This window comes from Microbacterium sp. UBA3394, assembly GCF_002358725.1.
Lineage (GTDB): Bacteria > Actinomycetota > Actinomycetes > Actinomycetales > Microbacteriaceae > Microbacterium > Microbacterium luteum.
Genome location: NZ_DEPK01000055.1, coordinates 26,558 through 50,051 on the forward strand (window position 1 = coordinate 26,558; position 23,494 = coordinate 50,051).

Here is a 23,494-nt window from a genome sequence, read left to right on the forward strand (position 1 = left end):
ATGCCTCGCCCTTCGAAGAACATCCTCTCGACCAGCACGATCGCCCGCGCGGCGTTGAAGCTCGTCGAGACGAAGGGCGACTTCACCATCCCTGGCGTCGCGGCTGCCCTCAAGGTCAACCCGTCGTCGCTTTACCACCACCTTCCCGGTGGTCGCTCCGAGATCGTGCATCGCATGCGCGAGGAGCTCTACGCCCGCATCGACCTCGCCCCCCTGGTCGATGCGGGCGTTTCTCCTCTTGACCGCCTTCGAACCTGGATGCGTGAGGTGCGCGCAGCGCTCGCGAATGCGCCCTCGGTCGTCACGGTCCTCGTCGCCTCGCCGGTGCAGGATTCGCGCACTCTGGAGATCTACGAAACCCTCTTCGTCATCCTCCGCGATGCCGGCGTTCCGGCGGATGACCGGGTGGCCTTCGCCGCGATGATCGACGCCGTGGTGCTCGGCTCCGCGATCGACGCAGGCTCGCCGGCCCCGCTGTGGCGACCGACTCCCGTACCCGAGTCGACCGGTGCCCGCCCGGCACCTCCCCTGACTGAACTCGTGAGCGTCGCCGCGCACGGCGATGACCCGTCGCGGGTACAGAAGGGTCTCGATCTTGCCATCGAGACGGTCGTGGCAGCCGTCGCTTCCGCGGGCCGCGCGGCGGATCGCTGAGAGACCCGCTCGATCGCGCGGTCGGTCGGCCGCCGATCCGCTACTCCCGCGGGGGATTCATCGCGTCCAGCTTCTCGACGCGTCGACGCGTCGCGTCATCGTCGTCGAACTGCGCGGCGAGGAACTCGTCAGTGATGAGCGGAACGAAGGCCTTGCCGACGAGCCACGCACCGACGGCGATGGCGTTCGCGTCGTCATGCTCGACGGCCTGGCGAGCCGAGTACGTCTCATTCGCGAGCGCGCACCGGATCCCGGGGATGCGGTGCGCTGCCATGGTCGCTCCGGCGCCAGTACCGCAGACGAGGATGGCGCGGTCTGCGGCCCTGTCGACAACGCGTCCGCACGTCGCTGCGGTGATGTCGGGTAAATCGACGGACGATTCGTCCCAGGTTTCGAAATCATCCACGTCATGTCCGCGGGCGGAAAGGTGTTCGAGGACTCTTCCGCCGCAATAGACCGCAACGGCATCTCCTGCACCCGCTTCGACGCCTCACGCAACCGATCCGCCTTCCCTGAGCGCACACATCGCCCATCACGCCGGCACAGATGGCTCGAAGAGTCCGCGAAGGTCCTGCAGCACGACGTCGGGTCGCCACTGGGGTGGCGCGCCGCGCAGGTCGTCCTCGGTCGTGACGCCTGTCAGCACGAGCGCTGTGCGGATGCCGACTGCCCGGGCTCCCGCGATGTCGGTGTCGAGCCGGTCGCCGACGAACAGCGGCGACCGGGCTCCAGTCAGAGCGAGAGCTGTGTCGAACATGGCTCGACCCGGTTTGCCCGCGTATATTGGCTCACCCCCGACCGCGGCCTGCACTGCCTGGACCAATGCGCCGTTGCCGGGCGCTTTTCCCTGCTCGAGCGGCAGCGCGAGATCGGAGTTCGCGGCGATCCACGGGACGCGGCCGTGATCGGCGGCTCCGAGCACGTAGCACGCCTCGGCGAGATCTCGCCAAGAAACCGTCGGATCGAAGCCCTGCACTACCGCATCTGGCGAATCGGCTGCGGTCCGCACAACGCTGTATCCGGCAACACTCACCGCCATGGCGAGACCCAACCCGCCGACTACGAGCACGGGCGCTCCCGGCGGCACTCGGGTGCGCAGCAGTTCGACAACGACCTGAGGGCTGCTGATGATGTCGGCTTCACCGGCATGAACGCCCAGCCTGCGAAGATGAGAAGCTACCTCCGCCGGCGTTCGTGACGCGTTATTCGTCAGGAATGCCATGGGCATCTGTACTCTCACGCGTGCGAGCGATTCCACGGCGTGCGGTATCGAGCGGGATCCGCGATACACGACACCGTCGAGGTCGGCGAAGAGCGCGTCTGCGCCATCCAAGGGGCACGCGTCCGAAGCGCCCCACGCTTCGGGTCTGTGCAGGTGCCTCACATTGCGGCGCATTCGTCGAGCACGCGGCGCACGACGTCGACATCGTGGGCTGCCCGGCCGAGGAACAGACCGTCGACGGCATCGCGTAGGTCGGGCATCAGGCCAGCCCGTGCGCTTCCGCCGTACAGCACACGGAACTGAGCGCCATGGCTCCCTTCGCGCAGATACCGCCTGAGGTGCTCGCCGACAAAACGGATATGCGCCGCCGAGGCGGGTTCGGCGGCGCCGATGGCCCACACCGGTTCGTATGCAACAATCACGGAACTATCTGTACCCGCGGCTCCGGCGATCGCGTCAAGCTGACGCGTGCACTCGGAAGCCGCCGGTTCTGCATCCATGCGGGCGCTCTCGCCGACGCAGACGACGGGGGTCAGTCCGCTGCGTACCGCCGCTTCGAACTTCTTCGCCAGCATCGCGTCGTCCTCGCCGAAGATCGAGCGCCGCTCGGCGTGGCCGATCTCGACGAATCCGCATCCGATCTGGGCGAGTTCCACGCCGCTCACCTCGCCGGTGAAAGGCCCGGCGTCTTCCCACGCGAGATTCTGTGCGCCGAACTGAATGCCTGTTCCGACGAGGACGGACTGTGCGGTGATGAGCGAGGGGAAGGTGGGGAGCACGAAGAGCGTTATCGCACCCTCGCGCAAGGCGGGATGGTCTGCAACGGACGCGGTGAGTCTCTGTAGCCAGTCATGGGTTTGGGCGTGATCGAGGTACATCTTCAAGCCGATGCCGATGACGCGGCGCGAAAGGGAAGCAGTCATCGGGTAGCGACCTTGCTCCGCACCGTTCGAACTGTTCCTGTCGGCGGAATCACTCCGCCCGTCATGTCCTTCGGCCGCCGAGTCCTCACCCGCCCCCGGTTGACATAGAAGGTGACCACCATGACCACCAAGAGCATGAAGCCCCAGACGAGGTTCTTCGCATACGGCGAGAACCCGAAGGCGGTCATCGATGTCGACAGCGTCTGCAGCAGCACGAGCGCGAACGCCAGGCTCACCATGCGCCCTTTCCCTCCGAGCGGGTTGAACCCGGCGAGCACGACGGCGAGGATCGTCTGCAGCAAGTACGACTCGCCGAAACCGACACGCATCGAATTGGCGCGAGCGATGATCACGATCGCCGCGAGGCCAACAGTGAAGCCGATCAGCATGTAGGTGAGGATGATGGTCCTCTCCGTACGTGCACCGGCGAACCGCAGGGCGACATTGTTCTCACCGAACAGATGGATACGCCGCCCGAACTTCGTCTTGGTGAGCGCCAATCCGACCCCGACCAACATCACGACGAGCACCACGAAGACCAACGGCGCCGGCCCTATCGCGACGGCGGCGATGTTGGAGAACGCCGGCACGATGATCCCCACGCTGTTCCCGGTCGTGATGGCCATACCGATACCGGTGAAGAGGATCATCGTGCCGAGGGTCGCCAGAATCGGCGGAACCGACAGTTTGGCGATGATCAGCCCGTTGAGCAGACCGGTCAGGACGCCCGTAACCAGCGCGACGACGATTCCCAGCACGAAAAGCATGCCGACGTTGGCCTCGGTGACCGGGATGATCTGGCCGCTCATCACGAGTGAGGCCATCACTCCCGCCAGGCCTGCCGCCGCGACGATGGAGAGGTCGATGCCGCCCGTGAGCATCGCAAGTCCCATCGCGATGGCAAGCAACCCGAACTCGCTGACCTGAATCGACATCGACTGCACACCGGCCAACGAGAAGACGCGCTGGCCGAGCAGCATGTAGAGGACGAACGTCACCACGATGGTCGTGATGGCGAGGACCGTGAAGTCCTTGTCGCGTGCGAGGAACGAGGTGAACTTGTTCATGGCTGTCCCTTCAGCTCGCCGAGAAGACCAGGGCGCGCCGGTTGGCTTGGCGTTGGCGGAGATAGATGAAGCCGAGGATCACCACGAGCACGGCGCCGAAGAAGAGATCCTGAAACGACGAGTCGAGCCCGAGGTGGATGAGTGTGTTCTGCAGCAGCTGCCAGATGATCACGCCGAGAATGGTGCCGAGGATGGTGCCCTCGCCGCCCGTCAGCTTCGCTCCCCCAATCACGACGGCGGCGATAACCGCCAGCTCTGTACCGATCAGGGCGGCGGGGTTGATGTACGCGAGCCCGCTGAAGTAGACGATTCCAGCCAGTCCAGAAAGCGCTCCGACATACATATAGATGAAGAGCTGTGTCTTCAGGATGCTGATGCCCACTCGCGAGGCCGACTCGGCATTGCTTCCGAGCGCGTAAACGGAGCGTCCGATGCGAGTGCGGTAGAGCAGGAACCACGTGAGGATTCCGACGCCGATCACCAGCGGAAGGAAGACCGACAGACCGGCCTGCCCGGATCCGCCCTCGACGGTGAAGAGTCGCGCCCCCCCGAAGTCGAGGATCGCCTGCGGCACCCCGGCGCGCGTGAAAGTCTCCATCCCCAGCAGCAGCGCCATGGCACCGTGGAACACGCTCGCGGTGCCGAGGGTGACGATCAGCGTCGGCAGATTGTGCAGATGTATCAGCAGCGCGTTGATCGATCCGAGGCCGCACCCGATCACCACGGCCACGACGATGAGGAAGAGCAGATTGTCGATGGCGAACGCCTTGGAGATGAGCACGGCCGTGTACCCCGACACGATGCCGATCGCGGCGAATGAGACGTCAATACCGCCGGATATGAAGACAATGAGCACGCCGAACGCGAAAATCGTCAGGGCTGCACCGCTGCGGATCAAGTCGAACAGCGTGGAGATGCTGAAGAAGGTGACGCTCTGGGTCGCGACGAGGATCAGATAGCCCACGATGATCACGGAGAGCATCTTCTCCATCGTCGTCATCTTCCGGTGGAAGACGGCAGCGAAAGGCGAACGCGTCATCACCGCACCCCCTCGCGCTCTGCATCCTGCTCATGGTCATGGTCATGGTCCTCGGGGTTCCGGATGATCTCGTCGAGGAGATCGGCGAAACCGTCAGCGCGGACGTCCGACTCCTCGAAGGCCCGCAGAATTCGACCGTCGTGCATGACGAGAACGCGATTGCAGTTGGCGACGACCTCCTCGACCTCGTCCGAGATCATGATCACGGCCATGTCTTCCCGGGCCAGCCGATGGATCTGGTCATAGATCTCCGATTTGGACCCGATATCGATTCCCACCGTCGGACTGTCGAGGATGAAGACCTTCGGCCCGCGGAAGAGCCACTTGCCGATGACGACTTTCTGCTGGTTGCCGCCAGACAGGTTCGACACCCGCGTGCCGATGTCACGGTTGTTGACCTTCATCTCGTCCACGATCCGCTGCGCCAGTTCCCTCTCTTTCGCCGTCGAGATTGTCTTCACCGGTGAGAGGATGCGGTCGAGCATCGTGACCGACGCGTTTGCCGCGACGGTTTGACGCGCGAAGAGGCCTTGCTCGTGACGGTCCTCAGGCACGAGCGCGACGCCGTGTTTCATCGCATCCCACGGAGCCTTGATACTCACCGGCTGGCCGTCGATCGCAATCGTGCCCGCGGTGTGCTTGTTGAGACCGAACAGCGAGAGGGCCATTTCCGTGCGACCGGAGCCCAGCAGTCCGATCACGCCGAGGATGTCGCCGCGTCTGACGTCGAAGCTCACGTCGGAGTAATGACCGGTGCGCGCGAGACCACTCACCTCGACCACGGGGCGGTTGTCGTCCTGCGTGCGGTGGTAGCGCTCGTATCTGACGTCACGCCCGGTCATGTGCCGACTGAGCGACAGCTCGTCGAGCTCCGCCGCGCGGAAGTCGCCGACTTTCAGGCCGTCGCGGAAAACGCTGATACTGTCGGCGATCGAGAAGACCTCGTCAAGTTTGTGGCTGATGAAGACGATCGACAGCCCGCGGTTCTTGAGTTCGACGACGATGTCGAGAAGGCGCGCGACTTCTCGATTGGTCAATGCCGTGGTCGGTTCGTCCATGAAAAGCAGGCGCGCATCCATGCTGAGCGCCCGGCAGATCGCCACCAGCTGCCGATTGGCCATCGACAACGACCCGACGGGTGCATCCAGCGGCAGGTCGAGACCGATCCGCTCGAGTTGCTCGCGTGCGATGGCGCGCACGCGCCGACGACTGATGAAGGGCGACCGGTCCTGCATCATGTGGTTCACCGCGATGTTCTCGGCTACCGAGAGATGCGGGAACAGCGACAGGTCCTGGTATATCACCTGGATGCCGGCGGCAACGGCGTCGCTCGGATGATGCCACTGCACCTTCTCACCCGCGAAGGTGATTTCCCCGGCGTCGGGGATGTACACACCCGCGACGATCTTCGTGAAGGTGGACTTTCCTGAGCCGTTCTCGCCGGCCAAGCAGTGAATCTCCCCGGGTGCGATGTCCATGTCGACACCACGCAGGGCTTGGATGCCGCCGAATGAGATCTCGAGGCCGCGGGCAGACAAGAGCGGGGGCGAGGCGGCGGAATTCGTTTCGGGCAACGCGACTCCTTCGTGCGAATCCGAGCGGGCGGCGCGGCGTGCGCGCCGCCCGCAAGGGCGTCAGAACGGGTATTGACCGTCGGCGAAGTCGCCGGGGTAGTACTGCTGGATGTCGTTTCCGATGATGAGCTGTCCGTCGACGGTCACCGACTCGTATCCGGGCCACCCGAGGTCGGAACCGGTCGTGACTTCCTCGCCTTTCAGCATCTTCAGCGCCACATCGTTGAGAGCCCAGCCCCACCCGGCCGGATCCCAACCCTGACCGGCGAACATGTAGCCGTCTTCGAGATCGGGCCCTGCGACGGAGGGGAGCGTGAGCGGCACGACCGCGACATCCTGCCGCCCCTTGTCACGCAGCGCGCTGGCCATGCCTGATCCGCCCGAGGGGGTCGTGGCGAGATAGCCACCGAGATCGGGGTAGGCGTTGAGGATCTCCTCGGCGAGGTCCCGGCTCACCTGGTCGTCGTTCTCGTTCTCGTAGGGGGTGGGCGACACATTGACCATGTCAGGACAGTTCTCCGCGATGTACGCGTTCGCCGCCTCCAACCACTCCATGTGTGACTCGCTGGTGAGAAGGCCCACGCTCGTGGCGTACTCGCCTTCGCAGCCCATCGCCTCAGTCAGCTGCTGGCCGAAGCCCTCTCCGAACTCGGCGTTGTAGAACGCCTCGACATCGAAGTCGATCGCCTCGGTTCCCACCAGCTGCGTCGCTTCGGTGACGCCGACGATGATGCCGGCTTCGCGGGCGCGTTCGAGCACGGGGGCGATGCCGAGCACGTCGTTGGGTACGACGATGATGGCGTCGACCTGCTGCGCGATGAGGTCTTCGACGATCTGGACCTGTTGTGCCGGGTCGCCGGCGTCGGGGCCGGTCTGATAGGCCTCCACCTCGTCCGAGTGCTCCTCGTTGAACATGTCAACGCCTTCCGACATGCGCTGGAACCAGGTGATACCTTCGACCTTCGAGACCGTGACGATGCGGTACTTACCGTCATCACCACCGGCATCTCCGCCTCCTTCGGCCCCGGGAGAGCCGACGGTGGTGCATCCGCTGGCCGCGAGCGCCACGATGGCGAAGATGCCCGCGGCCGCTGTGCGCCGTGTGTGCGTAAGTTTCATGCGCGTTCTCCTTTGAACTTGCGACAGGACATCGCTTGTCCTGCACCACGTTGCCACCGGGCCGATCGCCCGGAAATTGGGGCTTTCCCTCCTGGCGGGTAGGGAACCCCCCACCCGCCAGGAGGACTGTCAGGCCAGGAGCGACAGGGGGTTCTCCATAGCCTTCTTGAAGGCGGCGAGCCACTGCGCTCCGAGGACGCCGTCCACTGGGCGGTGGTCGAACGACGCCGTCACCGTCATGACGTTCGCCGGCACGATCCGATCGCCCTCGACGACGGGCGTGGCGACAACCGCTCCAACGGCGAGGATCCCGACCTGCGGCGGATTGATGATGGCCGAGAACTCCTCGACGCCGTACATCCCGAGGTTCGAGACCGTGAACGAGCCGCCCTGCAGCTCCTCCTGTTTGAGCCGTCCCTCATCGGCGCGCGCGACGAAGTCACGCACGCGTCGGGACACCTCGGTGATGCGCAGTTGGTCGGCATTGCGAATCACCGGCGTAACGAGCCCCTTCGCGCTGCCGATGGCAACCGAGACATCGACAGCCTGGAGCGGACGCACCGCCTCTGGCATCCACATGACATTCGCCTCAGGAACAGCCACGAAGGCTTCGGCGATGCCCTTGATGACGAAGTCGTTGACCGAGACCCGTGTCGACGATGTCGTATTGATGGTGGTACGCAACGCGAGCACCTCGTCCATGCGGACGGTCGTCGAGAGGTAGAAGTGGGGCGACTGCTGCTTACTCCCCGTGAGAGCGGTGGCGATGGCACGCCGCATTCGGGTGTGAGGGATGTCTCCTGCCTGCGGCGCCGGTAGGTCGGCAGGCGGTGATGAGGGCGCCGGCGGCTTCGGGGCGGCTTCGGCGGCGACGGGTGCCGCGGCGAGCACCTTCTCGAGGTCGCGCTTGACGATCCGCCCATGCGGGCCGCTGCCCCGGATGCTGTCGAGTGGGACGCCGGCTTCATCGGCGAGGCGCCTGACGAGGGGAGAAGCGAAGACGCGGTCGCTTCGCTCGGCGCGATCCGGGTCTGGCTTGGGCGCTGATACGACCGCGGCAGACTCCCCCGGTTCCGGAGCCCGCGCCTGCGCGGGCTCTGTCTCAGGGGGAGCCGCCAGCGCGAGGTCTTCGGCCACCTCGGGAGCCGATGTTCGTGTCTGTTCGCCGTCCTCGGGGGGACTGTCGTCGCCGCTGTCGGGTTCGCCGTCCAGGCCGAGGCTTCGCAGCAGCGCCAGGCCGGCGTCCTCACTCTCGCCGTCACCCAGGATCACCGCGATCGGGTTGCCGACCACCACGGAGTCGCCCGGCGCCGCCAAAGTTCGCCACAGGTGACCGGCGGTATCCGAGACGATGTCGACATTCGCCTTCTCGGTCTCGACGATCGCGACCGTGTCGCCATCGCCGAGGGTGGCTCCGATGCCAACAGACCACTCGACGAGAGCCGCCTCTTCGGAGTCCGCCGAAACCCCCGGCATACGCAGCACACTGGCCATCAGTCCGCCCCCTCCGCGTCGTATGCCAAGCGTTTGAGTCCCTCGACCACGTCGGCGGTGCCGGCCAGGGCTGCTTCCTCCAGCACCTTGCTGATGCTCGGTGACGATTCGCTCCCCGAGATCCGGGCAACCGGCGCGTCAAGCCAATCGAAATAGCGGCGTTGGATCTCGTCGGCGAGGAGCGACCCGTACGACGTCTGTCGCGACCCCTGCTCCACGATCAGCACCCGGTTGGTCTTGATGATGCTCTCCTCGATCGTGGCCCAGTCGATACTGGCGAGGTCGAGCCAGCGCAGATCGATCACTTCGGCGTCTACACCGCTCGTCTCTGCCGCTTCCAGACAGGGCGCGACCATCGAGAGGTAGGTAAGCACGGTCACGGCTTCGCCTGCGCGTCGCACCGCGGCGCTGCCGACGGGCAGCAGGAAGTCCATGTCTCCTTCGGGGATCTCACCTTCCGCGCGGTACAGGTCCGCGTCGTGCTCGAGCACGGCGACCGGGTCCTCGCAGAGCAGCGCGGCGTTCATCGCTCCGATGTAGTCATGCGGTGTCGAAGGGGCGACGATGCGCCAGCCGGCCGACGAGGCCATGATCCCCGCCGGATCCATCGAGTGCTGAGACCCGTATCCGGTGCGTGTGCCGACTTTGATCCTCATCACCAGGGGCATGCTGTGGTGACCGCCGAACATGTGACGCGCTTTGCCGATCTGGTTGAAGAGTTGGTCGGCCGCCACCCAGACGAAATCGGCGTACATGAGTTCGATGACCGGCCGGTAACGTCCGTCGAGTGCCATACCGCCGGCCAACCCGCTGAAGGCAGCCTCACTGATCGGCGTGCCGAGCACGCGGTCGGGGTAGGCGTCTTTGAGGCCTTTCGTCGCACCCCGGGGCCCACCGTTGAGCTTGTGTACGTCCTCACCGAGCACCACGATGCGCTCGTCCTCGCTCATTCGGCGCGACATCACCTCCGCGACGGCATCGACGAAGCGCACTTGTGCCTTCGCCCCAGTGACCTCGTGCGCTTCGAGGTAGCGCGACCCGTCGAACTCCGAGAGGTCTCCTCGGATGCCCTGATCGATCGCACTCGGATCCGGCCACAGGTCGAGCTTGAAACGCTGCTGACCCTTGCGCTCGGGATCCGGCTCCAGCATCTCGTCAGACACCGAAGACATGATCGTCTTCGCGCGCGAGCGCAGATCGGCGAGTTCGACGTCCGTGAGGATGCCGCGCCGTGTCAGATGGCGTCCGATCGCTTCGAGCGGGTCGCGGCCGCGCCAATCGGCTTCCTCGTCACGGTCGCGGTAGCCGAACGCGCTGCCAGGGAACGGCCCGTTCTGGTGGAAGTACCGGTACACGTCGACCTCGATCATGGTCGGCCCCCTACCGGCTCGCATGTGCTCGAGCGCTTCGTTCATCGCGATGTGGACCGCGAGCGGGTCCATGCCGTCGACCCGCCAGCTCGGGATGTTGAAGCCCAGCGCCCGCGCCGATAGTCGCGGTTCACCTGTCGCCTCCTCGACCGTGGTCGACACGGCGTACTGGTTGTTCTCGACGAAAAAGCACACTGGAAGCGACCACGCCGAGGCGAGATTGAGGCTTTCGAGCACCGATCCGATGTTCATGGCACCGTCGCCGAAGTATGTCACCGAGACCGCGTCGGTCTTCGCGTGCGTGTCCGCCCACGCGAAGCCGGTGGCGAACGGGACGGCACCGCCGACGATCGCGTTGGTGCCCATCGCGCCGATCTCTTTCCACTGCAGGTGCATCGACCCGCCTCGTCCCCCGCAGTACCCGTCCTTCAGTCCGCAGATCTCCGACAGACTCCGGGAGAGCACCGACCGCACGGCTTCACTGAAATCGCTCTTGGCGTCGAAGCCGTCCGGCTGCACGGCAGTGAACGCCTTCGCGAGGAACTGGTGATGACCCCGGTGGGAGCCGTTGATCTGGTCATCGACAGTCAGCGGCAGGATCGAACCGACCGCACCGCCCTCCTGGCCGATGCTCGAGTGCGCGGGGCCGTTCACCAGCTTCTGGCCTGCGAGATCCAGCACGGTTTCCTCGAAAGCGCGGATCAGATGCAGCTGCGCAGCCATCGTCGTCAACAGCGCCGGATCGGCGGCGTCCCAGTCCTTGGTGGTGGTGCGAAGCTCCACCCATGGCGAAGCGGGTGTCAGCTTCTTCGTCGTCGTCATCTACGTCATCCTCGATCTCTGAGGCGGCATCCGCGGCGATGACGCCCTCGTCCCCGATGCTAGGGAGACGGCGGCCTTCGGCGGTATGCGGGCTTTCCCGCCGTCACGGTAGGGGATCACCCCACCGCGTGTTCGTCATCCGAGCAGCGCCTCGAAGCGCCTGTAGTGATCGCGCGAGACGGTGCGCTTCGACTGGTGCTCCGACAGCGGGATCACCTGCAGCTCGTCTGCGGACATCGTCACCATGGTTCCGTGGCAATTCCCCAGGAGAGCGTCGGCGGCGCCATACCCGAGTCTGGCGGCGAGAACTCGGTCCGCCGGGCTCGGGGACGCTCCCCGCTGCACAGCGGCGAGACCGCTCACAAGCGGTTCGGCTCCCGTGTGCGATTCGATGATGTGGCGCAGCCGAGGGCCGGCACCGCGCTCGACGCCCCCCTCCGCCGCCAGGCCGAAGCTCTCGGCGACGACGAGAAGATGTCCCCGACGGCCGGACAGCACCATGCGCTTCCGGATCTGTTCACTCGTCTGCGGCCACTCCGGCACCAGCACGACATCCGCCCCGGCGGCGAGCCCAGCGTGCAACGCGATCCAGCCGGCGTCCCTGCCGATCACTTCGGCGATGGTGCACTGCTGCTGCGCTTCGCCGATGGCCCGCAGCCGAGCCATCGCCTCGACGGCGATGCCGACGACGGTGTCGAACCCCAGCGCGCTTTCGGCGCACGGAAGGCAGTTCTCCACCGACGCGGGCACGACCACCACCGGGATGCCGTCCTCACGAAGCCGATCAGCCATGCCGATCGTCTCGGCACCTCCGATCATGAGCAGTCCGTCCAGGTTGGAGGCGCGGACTCCAGTCTCGACGACGTCGACATCGACGGGCCCCGCGCCCTCGAAGCGGGGCGCGGCGCCGAGCACTGTGCCCGCTGCGCCTGCGATTCCACGGACTGCGCGCCAGTCGAGTTCGATCGTCTGCGCGTCGAGTACCCCTCGCCAGCCGTCGACGAAGCCGACGAACTCGGCTTCGTGATCTTGCGCGCCTCGCAGCACGGCGGCGCGTATCACGGCGTTCAGTCCGGGATAGTCGTCGCCTCCCGCGAGTACGCCGAACCTGCGCAGTGCGGTGCCCACGCCCCGACCTTAGCTCTGGCCTCGAGCGCCTCCCATGCCGGAATTCCCCCGGTCGGGTATAGGGATTCCACCACTGAGGTGGTCGGCAGCGCGCGAGCGACGACCGCCGCCCCGTGTACACTCCACACCAGTCGTCGGATGCGACGGCGGTCGAGGAGGACCGACTATGACATCTGAGTTCCCGGCCGTGAAGACCAGCCCCGAGGTCTTGACCCCCTCCGGCCATCTGCGCGCCATCACGGAGTCCGCGGCCGAGCTGGCCGGACAATTCGAGTTGCAGCCGCTGCTGGAGCGCATTCTTCGCAGCGCAACCCGCCTTCTCGGTTGCCGGTCGGGATCGATCAGCCTCGTCGACGAAGCAGCCGGCACCTACACGAAGCGTGTCGATGTGGGCGTGGGGTGCTTGGAGGGGCAGACGTTCTCCCTGGACCAAGGCGTCACCGGCGAGATCGTCCGCACTCGGAGCACCGTCGTTCTGCATTCGTACTCGTCGATCACCGCCGGCCACATCGCCGTCGATGATCCTCGGTGGGAGAGCGCCGTGCTGGGCGTGCCGATCCGGTGGGGCGAGCGCATCATCGGCAGCTGCGTGATCTTCGGCGACGGACCGGACCGACTCTTCACGACGACGGATGCGGAGCTGGGCGAGCTGTTCGCCAGTCATGCCGCGATCGCCCTCGCTAACGCCGAGATGCACTCGCGGCTGTCGAAGCGGGATCGCGAAATCGCCGTCGCCCACGAGCGCGAAGAGGTGGTACGAGATGTGCAGTCGACCGTGGGGCACGCTCTGCGGGCGATGGTGCTCGAGTTGCATAAGGCAGCTGACCTCGTCGACTCCTCCAGTCCCGCACGGGCGCATATCGACGATGCTCGAGCCCGTGCCGAACAGGCGCTGCTCGAAGCGCGGCGCACGGCAGCCGGAATCGGACCGACGGCGCTCGAGGGAAGCACGCTCGAGCAGGCGCTCTCGGACGAGCTCGACTGGGTCTCATCGGTCGCACCGCTGAAGACGACGCTGTCGATCTCGGGAACCCGACGAGAAGTGTCGGCCGAGGTGTCTCACCAACTCCTGCGGATCACGCAGGAGGCTCTGACCAACGTGGCCAATCACGCGCGCGCCGCCCAGGTGCGTCTCGGCCTGATCTACAGCTCCCATTCCGTCACGCTCCTCGTCGAAGACGACGGGCGCGGTTTCACTCCCTCGCCGCTCGGGTACAACGGCCATCGGCCTCCTCTCGGCGGTCTCGGGCTTCATGGCATCTCATCACGCGTCGCACACTTCGGCGGGGAGTTCGACATCGAATCCATCGAGGGCTGGGGCACGAAGGTCCGCGTGGTCCTTCCCGATATCGACGCTCTCCAGTCGACGCCGGGCCAGCCTTGGAAGGTGCTGATTTCGAGCAGCCAGCCGCTCGTGACAGCCGGGCTCGTACGACTCCTCCAACTGCACGAGCCGTCGATGCAGATCGCCACCGAGGGTCAGGAGTCCGACGTTCTCCTGACGACGATCGAACAGGTCGCCCCCGATGTCGTCGTGGTCGACCTCGACGCCCACGAACGATCACTCGAGGCGATTGCCGAGCGACTCAAAGCTGTGAACAGCCGCGCGTCGATCGTGGCGTACATGGAGTCGCCGAACGTGGACCAGATCCGACTCACGCGAGAGGTCGGTGTGCGGGGCTATCTCACCAAGCGATCGTCGGCCGATGCGATCGCGCGCAGCATTGTGGCAGCCGGACAGGGATTGGCCATGATCGACGCCGGGTTGTATGAGCACCTTCTCGACTCTGGCGGCGCAGCCTCCCACGGAGAACGGCTCACCGCGCGCGAGGTCGAGGTACGCGGATTGGTTGCGAAGGGTCTGGCAGACAAGCAGATCGCGACAGCGCTCGGCATCTCGGTGAAGACCGTCGAGAAGCATGTCGGCTCGCTGCTGCGCAAGTGCGGGGCGCACAACCGCACGATGCTGGCGGGTATGGGAGAGGTCGCTCCTACGTTCTAACCCCTACGTGATTCCCCTACTCCTCAAGGGGGACACCCCTCATGGTCACCCCTTGCGCGCCCGCAATAGCGTGAGAGAGACCTGATGGGAGTGAGTACATGGGCGTAGTTTCTCTCGAGAACATCCTCGGGACCGCGTTCTCGCAGCGCTACGGCGTGCCGGCGGTGAACATCTTCAACGACCTGACGCTGGAGGGTGTTCTCCAAGGAGCGGTGGCGGCGCGATCACCGGTCATCGTGCAGACATCCGTGAAAACCGTGCGCAGCATCGGTGCGCCCGTACTGGCGGGCATGTGGCGCACCATGACGGAGGGCATCGACGTTCCGGTGTGTCTGCACCTCGACCACTGCCCCGATCGCGCGGTGGTCACCGAGTGTCTCCAGAACGGATGGAACTCCGTGCTGTTCGACGCCTCGGAGCTTCCCGTCGAGGAGAACCTGCGGCAGACCATCGAGGTCGTGAAGGAAGCGCGCGATTACGGGGCGCATGTCGAGGGTGAGATCGAGTCGATAACCGGCGTGGAAGACGACCATGGATCCGACGAAGAGGCGGCACGCCAGAGTCTTGACGTCTGCCTGGACTTCATCGACAGGTCGGGCGTGGACGTCTTCGCACCCTCCATCGGCAACGCCCATGGCTCTTACAAGACCGCGCCCGTGCTCGACTACCAGCGGGTGGAGGACATCGTCGCTGCCCGGTCCATCCCTGTCGCGCTGCACGGCGGGAGCGGACTCAGTCTCGAGCAGTTTCACGTACTCATCGAGCGGGGCTGCGCCAAGGTGAACATCTCGACGGCTTTGAAGGAGACGTACATGAAGTCCACGCTCGAGTTCCTGGAGAACGCCCGGGAGCGGAACAAGTGGGATCCCCCGTCACTGTTCACCTTCACCCGGCAGCACGTCATCGACCTCGTCACCGGACTGGCTGAGGACTTCGGCTCAGCCGGGAAGGCGGCGTGAGATGCCGGCGCTCATCTTCGACTGCGACGGTGTCCTCGCCGACACCGAGCGCGACGGACACCTCCCCGCTTTCAACGCGACGTTTGAACACTTCGGCGTTCCCGTGCGATGGGATGTGCCGACATACGCCGAGAAAGTGAAGATCGGCGGCGGCAAGGAGCGCATGCGCTCACTTCTCACACCCGATTTCGTCTCCCAAGCCGGCCTTCCGACCGGCGGCGAGGACCAGACCGCCATGCTCGTCGAGTGGCACCGCGAGAAAACGGCACGGTATACCCGACTGATCGACAGCGGCACCGTCCCCGCCCGCCCCGGGATCGCCCGACTCGCCGATGAAGCGCGAGCGCAGGGCTGGCAGCTGGCGGTCGCATCGACCTCCGCCCTGCCGTCGGTCGAGGCTGTGCTGCGGCACGCCGTCGGCGAGGAGCTCTCAGCGCAGTTCCGGTTCTTCGCCGGCGACATCGTTGCACGGAAGAAGCCCGCGCCGGATATCTATGAACTCGCGGTGCGCGAGCTCGGCGCCACCCCGGGCGAGTGCGTCGTGATCGAGGACAGCGGAATCGGAGTGCGTGCGGCCGTCGCAGCAGGCTTGCGCACCGTGGTCACTGTGAGTGGCTTCACTGCCGACGACGACTTCAGCGGTGCATCGCTGGTCGTGGATTGCCTCGGGTCCGATTCCGAACCCGCACGGGTTCTCGATAACCCGTTCGGCCTGACCGTCGGTGACCGTGTCGATCTCGAGATCTTCAACCGACTGCTCGATCATCCCCTCCCCACCGTGAGCCGGTCCGCCTCGAGAACCCACTGAGCGAACCGCAGACCCATTTCAACGAAGGAGTTGAACAGATAATGACGACACTGCTGAATGACCCGAAGGACTTCCCGCGCCAGCTCGCGGCAGGGTTCGTGGAGGCCAACCCCGGATACGTACGCGCTGTGTTCGGCGGCGTGGTGCGCGCGACGCAGAGCCGTCCGGGAAAGGTCGCCGTCATCTCGGGCGGCGGAACCGGGCACTACCCCGCATTCACCGGATGGGTCGGACAAGGCCTCCTCGACGGGGCAGTGACCGGCAACATCTTCTCGTCCCCCAGCGCCTCGCAGGCGGTCAGCGTCGCTCGCGCCGCCGACCAGGGTGGCGGGGTGCTCATCGCGTTTCTCAACTACGCCGGGGACGTACTGCACTTCGGCCAGGCCGCCGAGCGGCTGCGGGCGGAGAACATCGAGGTCGCGACGGCAGTCGTCACCGACGATGTCGCATCAGCGCCCGCGACGACCCCGCACATGCGCCGCGGCATCGCCGGCGGGCTGCCCGTGCTGAAGATCACCAGCGCCGCCGCCGAGGCGGGCTTGCCACTCGACGAGGTCGTCGACGTGTTCCACAACGCGAACAGCCGCGTGCAGACCTTTGGCGTGGCATTCTCCGGCTGCACACTTCCCGGCGCCGACCATCCCCTGTTCGAGGTACCCAAGGGCCAGATCGGCGTCGGATTGGGGGTGCACGGTGAAGCCGGCATCTACGAGACCGACCTCGGCACGGCAGACGATGTCGCCGGCCTCCTCGTCGACCGCCTGCTCGAAGAGCGTCCGGCGGACGGGACGCGCGTTGTGGCGATGCTGAACGGACTCGGCTCGGCAAAGTACGAGGAACTGTTCGTGGCCTACACCAGCGTCGCAGAGCGCCTGCGCCGCGCGGGCGTCGAGATCGTCGACGGGGAGGTGGGCGAATTCATGACCTCGCTCGACATGGGCGGCGTATCGCTGACACTCATCTGGCTCAACGAGGTCATCGAACCGTACTACTTCGCCGAGTGCGACACTCCCGCGTACAGGCGCCGCACGCCGATGGCACCCGCACTCGCCGACGATGTCGTCTTCAACACAGAGGCGGAGCAGCTCGTGGTGACGGAGCCAGCCACCGAGGACTCTCGGCAGGCCGCGCGCCTCATCGTCGAAGGACTCGCCCGTATCAGCGAGGCTATTGAAGCAAATGCCACGGCTTTGGGCGACCTCGACGCGATTGCGGGCGACGGAGATCACGGCATCGGGATGACGCGCGGCTCTGCTGCGGCCGCACGCGCGGCGCGTGAGCTTTTCGAGCAGGGCGCCGGTGCCCAGACCGTGTTGGTGGGCGCCGGCGACCGGTGGTCTGAGAACGCCGGTGGCGCCTCCGGCGCGCTGTGGGGTGCCGCACTCACTGCCGCCGGCAACGCGCTCGGCAACTCCGATTATGTCGACGGCGACCTGCAGACCGCCGCCGTCAACGCGTTGGTCGATGCGATTCAGCGGCTCGGCGGAGCACAGCTCGGCGACAAAACCATGCTCGATGCGATGGTGCCCTTCGCCGAAACGTTCGCCCAAGCGGTGTCGCAGGGGATGACTACTCCGGTGGCATGGCAGAAGGCAGCCGACGCGGCGGATGCTGCTGCGGCCGCGACGGCCGATCTCAAGCCACGGCTGGGACGCGCCCGAGTGCTCTCCGAACGCTCGATCGGCCACGCCGATCCGGGGGCGGTGTCGTTCGCGCTGGCAGCGCGCACGATGGCGGGCGCCGTGCAGACCGCGCGAACCGAAGAAATCGTCTGAGCCTCGGCTCGGAAGGAGACAATCATGGCTATTCCCGGCATCCGCGGCATGGAGCACATCGGCTTCACCGTGCCTGACATCAACGAAGCGTGCGACTTCTTCGTCAACGTTCTCGGCGCGGAGGAGTTGTTCGTCGCCGCGACGAACTTCCGCAACGACGACTCGGACTGGATGACTGAGCACCTTCGGGTGCATCCGCGCTCGGTCATCAAGGAGTTCCGCTACCTGCGCCTCGGCAACGGCAGCAATCTGGAGATCTTCGAGTACGAGGCTCCTGACCAGGCGCCCCAGCCGCCGAAGAACAGCGACATCGGAGGACACCACCTGGCGTTCTACGTCGACGATATGGACGCGGCGATCACGTACCTGCGAGATCAGGGCGTCGAAGTGCTGGGCGAGCCGACGAGCTACACCGAAGGCCCGAATCTGGGTCTCACCTGGTGCTACTTCCTCGCACCGTGGGGCCTGCAGCTTGAGGTCGTATCCGCGCCGAACGGCACCGCCGTCGACGACGAGGCGAAGGCGAACGGCACCACGCGGCTGTTTCACCCGGCGAAAGTCGATGAAACCAAGCAGTGATGCAGCGCCCCGCTGCAGCAGGTGATGCGTGACCGGTCTCTCACAGGCACTGACCGCGCGCTGCGTGCCCGGCGGGGGTTTGGCTGTCGATCGAGTGGATCGATCGGTGCCGACTCCGGCCGGGCACGACCTGTTGGTGAGGGTGCGAGCGATCAGCGTGAATCCTGTCGACGTCAAGCGCGTCCGCGCCTCTGAGCGCGGGATCATCCCCGGTTTCGACGCCGTCGGCGAGGTCGTGGCCACCGGCCCGGCCGCGTGCGCCCATCACGTCGGCGATCGAGTGTTCTATGCCGGCACGTTGCAACGCGATGGGGCCGCCCAGGATACGCATCTCGTCGATGAGCGCCTGTGCGCCCGCGCGCCGACCGGATGGGAGGACACCGATGCTGCGGCGCTCCCGTTGACGATGATCACGGCATGGGAGGCGCTGATCGACAAACTCGACTGCGCACCGTCGCACGAGGAGACGATCCTGGTGGTCGGGGGCGCGGGCGGCGTCGGATCGGCGGTCATCCAACTCGCTCGGGCGTTGCTGCCCGCCGTCGACATCATCGCCACCGCGTCACGCTCAGACTCGGCCGCCTGGGCTCGCCGGCAGGGCGCACATCACGTCGTCGACCACACGGAGCCACTCGCACCGCAAGTGCGTGCTCTGAGCCCCGGCGGCGTGACGAAGATCGTGTCGACCGCATCGGGCGGGCGCATCGAAGAGTTCGCAGATGTCCTTTCGCCCTTTGGGCACGTCGTCGGCGTCGACCGCGGGCCGATCGACGTGACCCCGCTGAAACCCCTGAGCGCGACGTGGCACTGGATCTACATGTTCACCAAGGCGGTTCCCGACTGGTCGGGCCCGGGCACCCCGCACGCGATGATCCTCGAGCGCGTCGCGGAACTGGCCGCGAACGGGAAGCTGCGCTCCCCCGTGCACTCTGTCGTACCGGAACTGACCGTCGACTCTCTCCGCGATGCTCTCCTCACGATCGAGGGTGGTCACGGCGTCGGCAAGACGGTCATCCGGCTTGAGTGATTTTCGATCGAGCGGCGACGAATGTCAGGATGCGCGTCACGAGCGATTCCGCATCGAGCTCGCACCCGCGGATGACGTCGGCGTACGGCCCCGACGAGATGAAGCGATGAGGAGCGCCGACGATCTCGAGCGGCACCGGGCATCGCGCTGCGAGCAGCTCGGCGACGGCGGAACCAAGGCCGCCGCGCACGTAGTGCTCTTCGACGGTGACCACGCAGCCTGTTCGTGCCGCGGAGGTGATGATCCGCTCCGTGTCGAGGGGACTGACTGTCGATAGGGCGATGTGCTCAACGGAAGCACCGCACGCGCGCAGCTCAGTGACGGCCGCGGACACCTCGGCGGTGATGTGACCTGCGCTGATGACCGTCACGTCATCGCCGTCGGTGAGGGTCCGCCCCTGCCCCCACGCGAAGCTTCCCCGCGGGAACAGATCGGGGATCGTGCCGGCGCCGATGCGCATGTAGACGGGACCGTCGTGAGCGATCATCGCGTCGACCGCACTTTCGATCTCGCCGCAATCGGCGGGGGTGAGCACGGTGACGCCAGGGATGAGGCGGGCGAGCGCACAGTCCTCGAGAGAATGGTGCGTTGGACCCAGCGGCGAGTAGCTGAGACCGGAGTTGCGGCCGACGATCTTCACGTTTTGTCGCATGTAGCCCACGTCGTTGCGGAACATCTCGAAGTTCCGTGCAGTGACGAATGGGGCGATGGCGCACAGGATCGGGATCTTCCCTGCCGCGGCGAGCCCTGCGGCGACTCCTGTGGCGGCTTGCTCCATGATCCCCATCTCGATGTAGCGTTCGGGGAACTTCTCCCGCATCGGACCCAGCCCAGAGCTGAGGCCGGAGTCGACCGAGATGGCGACCACGTCGGGGTTGGTGAGCGCTGCGTCGAAGACCGCGGCACCGAACGTCTTGCGGGGGTCTCCGCCGGCGGCGCTCACGCGTCACGCTCGCGGCTGAGTCGCGTTATCCGGGAGTCGAGCTCGTTGAAAGCATCGACGAGTTCTTCGCGGCTGGGAGTCCAGTAGTGCGATCCGAGAGTGCCCGCCAGCCCGTCGAGGCCCTGACCCTTCGTCGTACGCGCGATGATGGCCGTCGGTACGCTCTCGTCACCGCGACCGCTCTCCAGCGCCCGGAGAATCTGTGCGTAGTCATGGCCGTCGATCTCGGTCACCGCCCATCCGAAAGCACGCATCTTGTCGGCGATCGGTTCCATGCCCATGATCTCCTCAGCGGGGCCGCTGATCTGGAATCCGTTCACGTCGATGATCGCGGCGAGGTTGCCCAGTCGGTGATGAGCAGCGAGGGCGAAGGCCTCCCAGTTCGATCCCTCCGCGAGCTCACCATCACCGAGGAGGACATAGGTCCGCCACTTCTCATGCTGGGTTCGGGCCGCCATGGCCATGCCGGCCGCGATGGCCGTGCCGTGTCCCAGCGCCCCGGTGTTGGCTTCGATTCCGGGAAGCTTCGCCATGTCGGGATGCCCCGGGAGGGTCGTGCCGAAGGACCCGTAGGTGTCGAGAACATCTTCGGGGAAGTAGCCGAACAGCGCGAGTACGGCGTATTGCGCGAGCGCCTTGTGACCTGCGGAGAGGAGGAATCTGTCGCGGGTGGGTTCATCGGGACGCTCGGGATCATGGGTGAGCACGTGCGCGTAGAGCGTGGTGACGATGTCGAGGCAGGAAAAGGCGCCACCGAGGTGCCCCGAGCCTCCTGCACGCAGCATCCGCAGTACGTTGCGCCTGGCACGAGTCGCAAGCATTTCGAGCGCAACGGTATCGACCGCAACTGCCTCGACGTCGGTCATGCTTTAACCTGACGCTCTTCGTATTCCGTGATCGCCGCGACCTTTGGACCGCTCCGGCTGTTCGGGTCGAACTCGCACTCGAGGTAGCGGCGAAGGAGCACTTTGGCGACTTCGACTCCGATGGTCTGCGCACCCATCGAGATGAGGTTGGCGTTGTTGCTCAGTTGAGCGCGTTCGGCCGAGTAGGCGTCGCTGAGGAGCGCACAGTAGGCTCCCGGGACCTTGTTCGCTGCGATGGAGACACCGATGCCCGTGCCGCAGAGGAGGACACCCCGATCGTAATCGCCAGAGGCGACCGCCGCCGCGACATCGGTGGCGACGTGAGCGTACACGGGATCAGTGGCTCCGAGGTCGTCGACGGCATGCCCGAGCTCTCGCGCGACGGCGATGAGCGCATCCTTGAGGTCTGTCGCGTTGGGGTCGGATCCGAATGCGAGTCGCAGCTTTCTGGACATGGGACTACCTCTTCTCGTTGCGTCGTCGCCGACGAGCCTGGTGGTGGTGCCTTCCAGTCAAGCCCCGCGATGTCGCCCGATCTATTGAGGGTTCCCCGCATTGGGCTGGGGAATGCCCCTACCGCCCGCCTGGGTGGTTGGGCGGCGCGAGACGGAACGCACGGCGCACCCGGGCCGGCGCGTCTTCACCCAGGCCGGTTCGGCGTCGGGCCGCGGCCGGCGGGAACGTCGAGCGTGAACGTGGTCTGCCCCTGGGCGCTGTCGACACGCACCTCTCCGCCGTATGCGGCGACCGTGTCGGCGACGACGGTGCACCCGAGACCGAACCCCTGGATGGCGCGCGCCATCGCTGACGAGGTGCGGTAGAACCGGTCGAACAGTCGGGCGCGTCGCCGATCTCCTCCCTCACGTCATCGATCGCCTCGGTCATGAGGCGGATGATGTCGACCGTCGTGACACGCAGCGGCTAGCGCTCTGCGCCGCCGAGAGCATCTCGCGCACGCGGTTCATCAGGTCGCGCGCGACGGTCTTCAGGAACTGCTCGCGGAACTCCACCACGTGCGCGAGCTCGGTGACGTCGTAGACGACCACCACGGTGCCGAGCAGCGCGCCGTCCTCACCTCACGAAGCCGACGCGCCTCGGCGACGAGCTCGCGCGTACGGGAGGCATCCGCCTCCTGCTTGCTGCTCCATGTCGCCCCCGATCCGTTGCTTGGATCAACAAGAAGACCTGCGCATCGTTGCCCTCGGCCGTCTGCCGTTCAACCCATCCAAAGTGGCCGCAAGCGCGAGTGGACGCGCGGATAATTGTCCGAGACCACCGGCTGGCCTTCGATCAGGATTGACTACACTCCGACGTCTGAAGCGGGCGCACGGTCACCGTCGCCGACGGCCGGTTCCGCGTCACGCGTCGGCCCCTGAGCCGTAGCCTCCCGCCAGACCCTTGGACGACCGTCCACCCAGCAGCTTGTTTCATCGTGTGGTGTCTTCTGCAGAACGCCCCGACACTATCGACGTCGGTCTTCCCGCCCAACGCCCAGTCTTCCCGATGATCCCAATCGCAATCTCTTGCGGGTCGCTGACATCCGGGGAACCGGCCCCGGATATCCGGCGCAACCAGGTACCCACGCAACCCTGCCCCGAGACCATCCACTGGCGGACGAGGCGACGGTCGAGATCCTCGACCTCGACCGACGACGAGTGGATCGATGGTTGGCATGTCGAGGAGGTCTGCCGAAAGATGGGCTTCACGCCGAATGTCTCGATGACGACGAACAACTTCATCGCCGTGCTGGGACTCGTCGCGCGGGGCTTCGGCGTGTCGATCCTGCCGCGTCTCCCGCTCGCGACCGCCGCCATTCCTCGCGGCTGTGTGATCACGCCCACCAACCCACAGGAGCTTCGCACCATTCATGTGGTTACGACCCCTGAGCGTGCCACGATACCGGCGGTGAAGCTCACCATCGACGTTGCGCGCGCTCTCGACGGCGCACCGTGGAAGCTCAGCAAACCCAAGAGCGCATCGCTTACCGCCTGACGCACCAGACAGGTTGCGCGCGCGGTCGGCGCGAACCGCGCACTCGGCTCGGATCACGCCGCTCGGGTCAGACCGCGCCGAGCTCCCGGAGGGCTCCGGCGAGCGAGCGGATGCTGGAGTGGTCCCACATC

Annotated in this window: 22 protein-coding genes and 1 pseudogene; 8 read left to right on the top strand and 15 right to left on the bottom strand. The window is 65.9% G+C overall.

The window, feature by feature from the left end; translation table 11 throughout:
- The gene (locus tag B4E30_RS02910) at positions 1-654 is read left to right on the top strand and encodes a TetR/AcrR family transcriptional regulator (protein WP_286793410.1); all 654 of its coding nucleotides are present in this window, start codon (positions 1-3) and stop codon (positions 652-654) included.
- Positions 655-694: 40 nt separating this feature from the next.
- Here B4E30_RS02910 and B4E30_RS02915 read toward each other — a convergent pair.
- The 10 genes and pseudogenes from B4E30_RS02915 to B4E30_RS02960 form a co-directional block, all read right to left on the bottom strand.
- A pseudogene (locus B4E30_RS02915) lies at positions 695-1,093 on the bottom strand (RpiB/LacA/LacB family sugar-phosphate isomerase); the annotation flags it as partial.
- 93 nt (positions 1,094-1,186) lie between these two features.
- A complete protein-coding gene (locus tag B4E30_RS02920; protein WP_286793411.1) occupies positions 1,187-2,050 on the bottom strand; it encodes an HAD-IIA family hydrolase in 864 nt (287 codons plus the stop codon).
- Positions 2,035-2,799 carry a triose-phosphate isomerase family protein gene (locus B4E30_RS02925; protein ID WP_286793412.1) on the bottom strand — a complete coding sequence of 255 codons (765 nt, stop codon included), beginning with the start codon at positions 2,797-2,799 and terminating at the stop codon, positions 2,035-2,037. Before B4E30_RS02925 ends, B4E30_RS02920 begins: the two co-directional genes overlap by 16 nt.
- The gene (locus B4E30_RS02930; protein ID WP_286793413.1) at positions 2,796-3,866 is read right to left on the bottom strand and encodes an ABC transporter permease; all 1,071 of its coding nucleotides are present in this window, start codon (positions 3,864-3,866) and stop codon (positions 2,796-2,798) included. Before B4E30_RS02930 ends, B4E30_RS02925 begins: the two co-directional genes overlap by 4 nt.
- A 10-nt stretch (positions 3,867-3,876) precedes the next feature.
- Positions 3,877-4,905: an ABC transporter permease gene (locus B4E30_RS02935; RefSeq protein ID WP_286793414.1), complete on the bottom strand. Its 1,029-nt coding sequence runs from the start codon at positions 4,903-4,905 to the stop codon at positions 3,877-3,879.
- Entirely contained in the window at positions 4,905-6,479 is a 1,575-nt protein-coding gene (locus B4E30_RS02940) for a sugar ABC transporter ATP-binding protein (protein WP_286793415.1), read from the bottom strand. Before B4E30_RS02940 ends, B4E30_RS02935 begins: the two co-directional genes overlap by 1 nt.
- Before the next feature lie 60 nt (positions 6,480-6,539).
- Positions 6,540-7,598 carry a substrate-binding domain-containing protein gene (locus B4E30_RS02945; protein WP_286793416.1) on the bottom strand — a complete coding sequence of 353 codons (1,059 nt, stop codon included), beginning with the start codon at positions 7,596-7,598 and terminating at the stop codon, positions 6,540-6,542.
- A 129-nt stretch (positions 7,599-7,727) separates the two neighbouring features.
- Positions 7,728-9,092 carry a dihydrolipoamide acetyltransferase family protein gene (locus B4E30_RS02950; protein WP_286793417.1) on the bottom strand — a complete coding sequence of 455 codons (1,365 nt, stop codon included), beginning with the start codon at positions 9,090-9,092 and terminating at the stop codon, positions 7,728-7,730.
- The gene (locus B4E30_RS02955) at positions 9,092-11,284 is read right to left on the bottom strand and encodes an alpha-ketoacid dehydrogenase subunit alpha/beta (RefSeq protein ID WP_286793418.1); all 2,193 of its coding nucleotides are present in this window, start codon (positions 11,282-11,284) and stop codon (positions 9,092-9,094) included. Before B4E30_RS02955 ends, B4E30_RS02950 begins: the two co-directional genes overlap by 1 nt.
- A gap of 135 nt (positions 11,285-11,419) precedes the next feature.
- Positions 11,420-12,412, bottom strand: a complete 993-nt coding sequence (locus B4E30_RS02960) for a 6-phosphofructokinase (protein ID WP_286793419.1) — start codon at positions 12,410-12,412, stop codon at positions 11,420-11,422.
- Between the two features lie 166 nt (positions 12,413-12,578).
- Between B4E30_RS02960 and B4E30_RS02965 the strand changes: the two genes are divergently transcribed.
- From B4E30_RS02965 to B4E30_RS02990, 6 genes are all read left to right on the top strand, one after another.
- The gene (locus B4E30_RS02965; protein ID WP_286793420.1) at positions 12,579-14,414 is read left to right on the top strand and encodes a hybrid sensor histidine kinase/response regulator; all 1,836 of its coding nucleotides are present in this window, start codon (positions 12,579-12,581) and stop codon (positions 14,412-14,414) included.
- Between the two features lie 98 nt (positions 14,415-14,512).
- Positions 14,513-15,373, top strand: coding sequence for a class II fructose-bisphosphate aldolase (locus B4E30_RS02970; protein WP_286793421.1), 861 nt, complete (start codon positions 14,513-14,515; stop codon positions 15,371-15,373).
- Position 15,374: 1 nt separating this feature from the next.
- Positions 15,375-16,181 carry an HAD-IA family hydrolase gene (locus tag B4E30_RS02975; RefSeq protein WP_286793422.1) on the top strand — a complete coding sequence of 269 codons (807 nt, stop codon included), beginning with the start codon at positions 15,375-15,377 and terminating at the stop codon, positions 16,179-16,181.
- Positions 16,182-16,222: 41 nt separating this feature from the next.
- Positions 16,223-17,956 (top strand): dihydroxyacetone kinase subunit DhaL, encoded by a 1,734-nt coding sequence (gene dhaL / locus B4E30_RS02980; protein WP_286793423.1) that lies wholly within the window; start codon positions 16,223-16,225, stop codon positions 17,954-17,956.
- 24 nt (positions 17,957-17,980) lie between these two features.
- The gene (locus B4E30_RS02985; protein WP_286793424.1) at positions 17,981-18,535 is read left to right on the top strand and encodes a VOC family protein; all 555 of its coding nucleotides are present in this window, start codon (positions 17,981-17,983) and stop codon (positions 18,533-18,535) included.
- A gap of 136 nt (positions 18,536-18,671) precedes the next feature.
- Entirely contained in the window at positions 18,672-19,562 is an 891-nt protein-coding gene (locus B4E30_RS02990; protein ID WP_286793428.1) for a zinc-binding dehydrogenase, read from the top strand.
- Here the strand turns inward: B4E30_RS02990 and B4E30_RS02995 are convergent.
- The 5 genes from B4E30_RS02995 to B4E30_RS03015 all read right to left on the bottom strand — a co-directional run bounded on the left by B4E30_RS02995 (position 19,546) and on the right by B4E30_RS03015 (position 22,420).
- On the bottom strand, positions 19,546-20,505 hold the full coding sequence (locus tag B4E30_RS02995) for a transketolase family protein (RefSeq protein WP_286793425.1): 960 nt from the start codon (positions 20,503-20,505) through the stop codon (positions 19,546-19,548). The two genes, B4E30_RS02990 and B4E30_RS02995, sit on opposite strands and share 17 nt — an antisense overlap.
- Entirely contained in the window at positions 20,502-21,371 is an 870-nt protein-coding gene (locus tag B4E30_RS03000) for a transketolase (RefSeq protein WP_349676942.1), read from the bottom strand. Before B4E30_RS03000 ends, B4E30_RS02995 begins: the two co-directional genes overlap by 4 nt.
- The gene (locus tag B4E30_RS03005; RefSeq protein WP_286793426.1) at positions 21,368-21,826 is read right to left on the bottom strand and encodes an RpiB/LacA/LacB family sugar-phosphate isomerase; all 459 of its coding nucleotides are present in this window, start codon (positions 21,824-21,826) and stop codon (positions 21,368-21,370) included. The genes B4E30_RS03000 and B4E30_RS03005 overlap by 4 nt, the downstream gene beginning before the upstream one ends.
- Positions 21,827-22,011: 185 nt before the next feature.
- On the bottom strand, positions 22,012-22,206 hold the full coding sequence (locus tag B4E30_RS03010) for an ATP-binding protein (protein WP_286793430.1): 195 nt from the start codon (positions 22,204-22,206) through the stop codon (positions 22,012-22,014).
- 46 nt (positions 22,207-22,252) lie between these two features.
- Positions 22,253-22,420: a hypothetical protein gene (locus B4E30_RS03015; protein ID WP_286793427.1), complete on the bottom strand. Its 168-nt coding sequence runs from the start codon at positions 22,418-22,420 to the stop codon at positions 22,253-22,255.
- 454 nt (positions 22,421-22,874) lie between these two features.
- Here B4E30_RS03015 and B4E30_RS03020 point away from each other — a divergent pair, with 454 nt between their 5' ends.
- Positions 22,875-23,363, top strand: a complete 489-nt coding sequence (locus tag B4E30_RS03020) for a LysR substrate-binding domain-containing protein (protein ID WP_286793431.1) — start codon at positions 22,875-22,877, stop codon at positions 23,361-23,363.
- Positions 23,364-23,494: the final 131 nt, after the last annotated feature.

Excerpts from the sequence above, each read along its gene's own strand:
- B4E30_RS02910 (WP_286793410.1), top strand. The coding sequence starts at position 1 with ATGCCTCGCCCTTCGAAGAACATCCTCTCGACCAGCACGATCGCCCGC.
- B4E30_RS02920 (WP_286793411.1), bottom strand. The coding sequence starts at position 2,050 with ATGCGCCGCAATGTGAGGCACCTGCACAGACCCGAAGCGTGGGGCGCT.
- B4E30_RS02925 (WP_286793412.1), bottom strand. The coding sequence starts at position 2,799 with ATGACTGCTTCCCTTTCGCGCCGCGTCATCGGCATCGGCTTGAAGATG.
- B4E30_RS02930 (WP_286793413.1), bottom strand. The coding sequence starts at position 3,866 with ATGAACAAGTTCACCTCGTTCCTCGCACGCGACAAGGACTTCACGGTC.
- B4E30_RS02935 (WP_286793414.1), bottom strand. The coding sequence starts at position 4,905 with ATGACGCGTTCGCCTTTCGCTGCCGTCTTCCACCGGAAGATGACGACG.
- B4E30_RS02945 (WP_286793416.1), bottom strand. The coding sequence starts at position 7,598 with ATGAAACTTACGCACACACGGCGCACAGCGGCCGCGGGCATCTTCGCC.
- B4E30_RS02950 (WP_286793417.1), bottom strand. The coding sequence starts at position 9,092 with ATGGCCAGTGTGCTGCGTATGCCGGGGGTTTCGGCGGACTCCGAAGAG.
- B4E30_RS02955 (WP_286793418.1), bottom strand. The coding sequence starts at position 11,284 with ATGACGACGACGAAGAAGCTGACACCCGCTTCGCCATGGGTGGAGCTT.
- B4E30_RS02965 (WP_286793420.1), top strand. The coding sequence starts at position 12,579 with ATGACATCTGAGTTCCCGGCCGTGAAGACCAGCCCCGAGGTCTTGACC.
- B4E30_RS02970 (WP_286793421.1), top strand. The coding sequence starts at position 14,513 with ATGGGCGTAGTTTCTCTCGAGAACATCCTCGGGACCGCGTTCTCGCAG.
- B4E30_RS02975 (WP_286793422.1), top strand. The coding sequence starts at position 15,375 with ATGCCGGCGCTCATCTTCGACTGCGACGGTGTCCTCGCCGACACCGAG.
- dhaL (WP_286793423.1), top strand. The coding sequence starts at position 16,223 with ATGACGACACTGCTGAATGACCCGAAGGACTTCCCGCGCCAGCTCGCG.
- B4E30_RS02985 (WP_286793424.1), top strand. The coding sequence starts at position 17,981 with ATGGCTATTCCCGGCATCCGCGGCATGGAGCACATCGGCTTCACCGTG.
- B4E30_RS03000 (WP_349676942.1), bottom strand. The coding sequence starts at position 21,371 with ATGACCGACGTCGAGGCAGTTGCGGTCGATACCGTTGCGCTCGAAATG.
- B4E30_RS03005 (WP_286793426.1), bottom strand. The coding sequence starts at position 21,826 with ATGTCCAGAAAGCTGCGACTCGCATTCGGATCCGACCCCAACGCGACA.
- B4E30_RS03020 (WP_286793431.1), top strand. The coding sequence starts at position 22,875 with ATGATCCCAATCGCAATCTCTTGCGGGTCGCTGACATCCGGGGAACCG.